The organism is Pseudomonas sp. VI4.1, assembly GCF_002029345.1.
Classification (GTDB): domain Bacteria; phylum Pseudomonadota; class Gammaproteobacteria; order Pseudomonadales; family Pseudomonadaceae; genus Aquipseudomonas.
On the sequence record NZ_MULM01000038.1, the window covers coordinates 1 to 6,297 of the forward strand.

A 6,297-nucleotide genomic window follows, 5' to 3' on the forward strand; every position below is an offset into this window, starting at 1 on the left:
GGTTGTTTATCAGTGCCGATGAGCAGGCCCTGGCGCAGGGGCAAGTCCTGGAAATGAGCGCGGCAACCGGCCGCCTGCAGCAGGCGGGCGAGCAACTGCAATCGCTCTCCGTCGATGCCCAGGCCGCTAACGCAGATCCCGCGGATGTGCAGGCACAAATGGCATTCGTGCGCCAACAACTCGAAGAGCTCAAAGCCGCCGTAGTACTCCTCAGCGCGCCTGAGGGCATCGCCCTCACCAGCGGCAAGCATCTCCAGTTAGCGGCGCAAAACAACCTGATGCTCAACGCCGGTGGCGAAGCCGACCTCAGTGTGGTCAAGCGCTTGTTCATCGGAGTGGGGCAGGGACTCAGCCTGTTCGTGCGCAAACTGGGCATCAAGCTGATCGCCAACCAAGGGCCGGTAAGCGTGCAAGCGCAAAACGACTCGCTCGAACTGATGGCCCGTCACGGCCTGGCGATCACCAGCACCGAAGACGAAATCCACATCACCGCCAAGAAGAAAATCACCCTCAATGCCGGTGGCAGCTACATCACCCTCGACCCTTCCAGCATCGAATGCGGCACGGCGGGTGACTTCAAAATCAAGTCGGCGCAGTTCGACTACAGCGGTGCAGCCCAGCAATCGCTGGAAATACCGCCGCTGGCTCAATTGTCCGAGCACAAAGCCGAGTCCGTGGAGCTCTCGGATTTCTCTGCCTGATTCCTACAAGACCCAAGGAGTGAAGCACACGATGCGCGATTTTCTCGTTTGGCTATTTGGTACCGAGTCGTCGTTCGGTCGGCACTCACGATCTGCCGAGTTCGTGACTCCCATCCGACCCGCTCCCGCCTTATCGACGGTTGTGGCGGACACTTCGCCAGAGCCAGGCGCCGATGGATTGCAGCCACTGAAAAACTGGAGCCACCCGTTCAAAGACAAAGATCCCTCCAAGGACACACGCAACCCGTTGTTGCAACTGACCCATATGGCCAAAGCCGCAGCGGGCTATTACCCCCTCGGCCGCAGCGGCCTGTTTCACGGCGGCATACATTTCGACAGCGGCACCGCCGGCGCTCTGGATCAATCCAGCGTGCACTGCCTGGCCGACGGCGAAGTGGTGGCGTACCGCATCGACACGCAGGCGCCGACCACGGCTTATTCCATCAATAAAAAAACCGTAGAAAAGCCGTTCTCGCGCAATTTCGTGCTGGTCCGCCACTATCTTCAGCCACCGAAGATCAAAGGCAGCCCGGACACACCGCCCAGCCTGACCTTCTACAGCCTGTACATGCACCTGCAAGACTGGTCGGTGTACCACGAGGACCCCACCCTCACTCGTCCGGCGTTCTGGCCCGAGAGTCCGGTCCGCCGCGTCAAACAAACGGTGAAAGACGTCCGCCCGGGAAATCTTGAGCTGCGTGGCCTGAACGTGCGCACCCAGGACCGGAACGGCAAGGTGATTGACCTCTTGCCACGGGGCGCCGAGGTGACCGTCAGTGGCAAGGGGGACATGCGCAAGCTGGAGAACAGCCTCGGCCCCGCCAATCTGATCAGCGCCGATGGATCGCTGCGCGGCTATGTGTCCATGTCCGAGGTGCTGCTCATCGCCGGGGACGACTATTACGTCAAGGCGCTCGGGGGCTCGCTCAATGTCTACGCCGAACCGAGCTTTCACAGCGAGGTACTCATGGAACTGCCGGATGGCACGCGCTTCACGCTCAGTGGTGACGACTATTACCGCAAGCTGGAACGCATTGACCAGTACGTGCATTTCGCCTCGTTGCAAGGCGAGCAGAAACCGCTGGGGCCGGACCGGGTGGTGGTGCTCGACACGCCCGTCGCGATCAAGGCCGGGGAACTGATCGGCCACCTCGGCCGGTACCAGGAGAGCGGTGCGGAGCAGCCGGAACAGAAACTGCATCTGGAAGTGTTCAGTGGCGATGACGTCGATTCATTCATCAAGGCCAGTCGCGACTGGGCCCAGCGCCTGCCGGAAAAAGACAGAACCTGGCTGAAACTCGCCAAGGGCACCGCGGTAGTGCCTCATCAAAATAATGTCACCGCCGCGCAACTGAAAGTATTGAGTGCCGCCAGTCCACTCAGCGCGGCCGACTTGTTAATCCCCAAACGCGTGCTGGACGGCCTGCCGGCCGACAGAAAAATCCAGGTGACCGCGAGCGAAAGCCGCAAAGTCAGCAACTGGTATCGCCTGGAGGGGCTGCTCCACGGCGCCGACAACCACCTGCTCAAAGGCTGGGTGCGCGAAGAAGTCGGTGTCACACCCTGGGTCAGCCCTTGGTCGTGGGAAGGCTACGACATCATCGACGAATACGACGTCCCTCAGGAGTTCATGGCCTCATTTCTGCGCGCGGTTAAACGCCTGAGCGAAGCGCAACTCGAGCGTTTCGGCCCCATGGCGGATGAAGGGGACACGGGGCCGTTGAAGACCCGGCTATACGACATCATCGACACCGACCGCAATGGCAGGATGACGGCTGAAGAGCTGCGAACGGCAATCAGCCTGCCCGCCCATGCGCAGTCGATTTCACAGTTGATCGTCAATTGTGAAAGCGAGTGGTACTACAAGGCGGGCAAGTGGGACCGGCTGGATGAGGTACTTGGCCACAGTGGTTCGACGCCACATTTGAATTGGTTGGCGGAGAAGCAGCGGATCAAGCAGATGTGTTGGTGGGGGGAGGTGGCGGCGAAAGTTGGGCTTCCGGCGCATGGGGAGGTGTATTACTTTCACCCTGTGGGGTTGGTTGCAACGTTTGCGAAAACGGGCGATTTAATTTATGTGGAAGAATTTCTCCTGCAATACGAGCTTGCACATACGTCGTTTTCACCCGGGACACATGCCCTTACTACAAACTCAAAAGAAAACTTAAGGAAGATTGTAGTCGCTATAAATAAGTATTATAAGTCATTTCCACAAAAAACAAACATTTACGAGGTTGCTTATATGTTGGCAACCGTCAGACATGAGGCTTATTATTTTTTAACAGGTGAGTTTTTCAGCGAGAAGCCAGAAGCTGGAAACCTTTCCTATTTTAATAAATATGATTCGGTTCTTGCTTCGGATCCGGAATTGCGCGAAGTAGCCAGAAAAAATGGAAACACTCAAGAGGGAGACGGTTATAAATACAGAGGTCGGGGTTGTGTCCATTTAACATGGAAAAATAATTATCGAAAGTTTTCAGATTTGTTGTCCTATGATTTTGTTTTAGATCCAGACGCTGCAGCAAAATTTGAGTACTCCGTACCTATCATGATCATTGGCATGAGTAAGGGAATGTTCACAGGGAAGAAGCTGGCTGACTATTTGGCTTTAGACAAGAAAGACTACCTGTCAGCAAGAAAAATAATAAATGGCAACGATGCGAAAGTTTTGATCGCCTCCTATGCGGAAAAATTTGAAGCGATTCTCAAGAAGACGTCAAGGTTGCCTGTGGAGTACTAAGCTCTTGGAAAAAACATTAATGTATGTTTCGTTGTTTCTGTGTCTTGCATGCTTTGAAGCAACAGCAGCAGAAATAGTCGTCGGTAAAACGCCGGGAAGCATAATGCTTCGTGATAAAGGGAGTGAAATAAGTTATGGGGGGGTGGTTGGTGAAAAAGATGGTTTTTATCGTAGGCTGATAACAATAAATGGGGGTGCTGCATTGCATGTTAGCTCCAGGTTTGAGTTCTATTACACTTTGATCGTTGATGGGGGCAACCTGTTGATTGATTGTGCTTATTTTGATGTGCGCAATAATTATAATGGCGCTAGGGCCGCTGCCGGCATGTGCGGACTGAATAAGGGACTTGAAGAAACATATGACGAAATCGCGCAGGACTATTCCAATGAGTTGCGAGAGTCGATTTTTTCATTTGATACCAGTCCTGTCGTTGAAAAGGCACAGGCGACAAATTTTTTTCTAGGAAAAATTGGTGAGGTTGAGATCTATGATCGTTATCCTTCGTTGGATTCGCTTATAGGGGCATCGCCTCACAAATATATTAAAGCTTCTAGTGGTTGCTTTGATTTCGGCAATGTTAACGGGTTTTTGGTGTTTTATAACAGCAAGCAACCTAGCCTGAAATATCTTGACCTGCTTCGGTTTAAGGACCCTATGAAATTTCAAAGGCTGCAAGAAGACGATTTGAAGAAGTTGGCGGTTAACAAGTGCCTTTAGAAATAGGCGTTTTGCGTGACGCAGTTAGGTTTAAGCGAAGGCCGGAGTATATATAGTAATGAAAATAATCGTTTTCTTTGCACTGACTATTTTCATCGCTGGCTTGGGTTAGGTGACGGAGTTCAATTACAATAGAGTACTCATGGTAGGGGCAGGTGATGCAGGGAGACTTTTTGTTCGATACCTGATCTCGTCAGATGAGTCATGCATTGTCATTCAAAATTTGCTTCCTGGCGGTAGAGGAACGGTATCAGCAGAGAAAAAAATCTGATAATTAGCTGGGAAAGACTTTGATGACGGATACACCGCTGTGGATGTCAAAGAGGGTGCCTTCAAAGATGGAAAGCTTCTCTTTGAAATTGGAGTGACCCCCTGCAGCCTATAGGTGAAACAGTTATGTCCTGCGAAGTAATATTTTATGATGGCCTGGCGGATCACCTTTTCTGCCAGAAAAAATAAGGAATCTACGAAGTGACCTGCAAATGCGCTACTGCAGAGTAGTATTTTATAGTTTTCAATATCGTAGGCGCGACAAGATGCCCGCAATCAACGGTGGCTTTGATTTTTTAATATTAACAATGGGAACCTGTGAGATTAAATGCAGAGTTCCTAGGGTGGAGTGAAGCATGTTTAAAGACAATGTTGATCCGCTTACATTTGACGGCCTTCTCCGCGTCAGCAGTTGTGCAGTGATATCACGCCTGTCTGAAACAAGAACGCGCTAACCATGCCCGTCAGACTGGATAAAGTTCCATCTCTCGCGCCACGTCCTGAAGGACCTCGTATCTGGTTGTGGCTCGGCTTGCTGCTGTCGGGTTTGTTGTTGGGAGTCGGAGGGACTTTGCTGTTCGGCAACGGAACCTTGCACCAGAAGCCTCTTGATTTCTGGGGCCTGGCCTTAGGCGTACCAATCCTGAGTTGGTGCTTGCTGGGTTTTGGGCGATTGCTGTTTCATATCGGCGAACACGCTGCTGCCGATGGTTGGGATGAAGCGCGGGAAGAAGACATGATCCGCAAGATTCGTCAGGGTCGACGCTCGCAGCAAGTGTTGGGTGTGAGCTGGTACACCGCGCTTCGAGCGCCTGGAGAGCAACCGACCGCACAACGGGATGCCTTGCTGAGCGCAACCAAAGCCCTGAAAGCTCAACCGTCCAGGCTGGACCTGACGACGTGTGGTCATAGTCGCTTGTCAGGCGGTACGGATGCAGACCTCAAACGAATACTGCTGCGCATACTTGCACCCGTGCTCGCCGACCTGGCGCCAATCCTGGCGCGATTGCCTGACAACACGCCACTGGCCCTGTTGCTGGAAGTCGATAGCGGTTTGTCTGAGGACCAGTGGCGCCGGGTGTGGCAAAAGGCATGGCATGAGTCCGGTATCCGTCAGCCGACTTTACCCGTCGAGGGCAGTGGGTTGGCCGCGCTGGATCAATGGCTCGACTAGCGCATCGATGACCAGGCGTTGCTGATGGTGGTGGCAGTGCGGTTTGCCCCGGAACAGCCTGAGGGCACGGCAGAAGTCGCCGTCGGTTTGCTGTTTGGCAACCGACTGACGCAAACCACCCTGGCGCCGATCGCCTACCTCCATCGTCCGGAAGAGGAGCGCGAGCCCACTTCCGATGATCTGCTATACGCCACACGCCAGGCACTCGATTGGGTGCCGCTAGAGGCGAAGTCAATCGAACAAGCCTGGCGGGTGGGTATTGATGCTCAACGCGAGGGTGCGATCGCGGCCGTGTTGGCTGAAGTCCCCATGCCGGCCACGCCAAAGCAGGCATTGTGCAATCTGGATGCGATGCTAGGCCATCCCGGAAAAGCATCCCCCTGGCTGGCCATCGCTGCCGCGACGCAGACGATTGAGCGAGGCGCTGGAGCGCAATTCATTTTCAGTGGTGGCGCCGGCACGGCCGGGCTTTGGGGCACAGTTTTGACGCCGGTGTCGCCACTATCGAAATAGGCATCTCGAATGCTGTTTCAACGTTACCGACGCTTCCTACACTCCCATCAGAAACGTCCTATTTAAACCCTGGCCGCCATCGTAAAAGCTTCCAACCCCCAGGACCAGGGTGGAAGCAAAGCCCTTCCTCTCGTCAACATTCAGACCAGGAAGGCCTGACCATGTCCAACCCCATACGCAC

Annotated in this window: 5 protein-coding genes; all 5 read left to right on the plus strand. The window is 53.9% G+C overall.

The window, feature by feature from the left end; genetic code table 11:
- A partial coding sequence (locus BZ163_RS00600) for a DUF2345 domain-containing protein (RefSeq protein ID WP_143510979.1) occupies positions 1–701 on the plus strand: 701 nt, incomplete at its 5' end.
- A gap of 31 nt (positions 702–732) precedes the next feature.
- Positions 733–3,441, plus strand: a complete 2,709-nt coding sequence (locus tag BZ163_RS00605) for a hypothetical protein (RefSeq protein ID WP_128869387.1) — start codon at positions 733–735, stop codon at positions 3,439–3,441.
- A gap of 4 nt (positions 3,442–3,445) precedes the next feature.
- Positions 3,446–4,159 carry a hypothetical protein gene (locus BZ163_RS00610; protein WP_128869388.1) on the plus strand — a complete coding sequence of 238 codons (714 nt, stop codon included), beginning with the start codon at positions 3,446–3,448 and terminating at the stop codon, positions 4,157–4,159.
- 727 nt (positions 4,160–4,886) lie between these two features.
- Positions 4,887–5,603 (plus strand): hypothetical protein, encoded by a 717-nt coding sequence (locus BZ163_RS35225; RefSeq protein ID WP_256578896.1) that lies wholly within the window; start codon positions 4,887–4,889, stop codon positions 5,601–5,603.
- A 24-nt stretch (positions 5,604–5,627) separates the two neighbouring features.
- Positions 5,628–6,116, plus strand: a complete 489-nt coding sequence (locus tag BZ163_RS35230; protein WP_256578897.1) for a hypothetical protein — start codon at positions 5,628–5,630, stop codon at positions 6,114–6,116.
- The last annotated feature ends 181 nt before the right edge of the window (positions 6,117–6,297 follow it).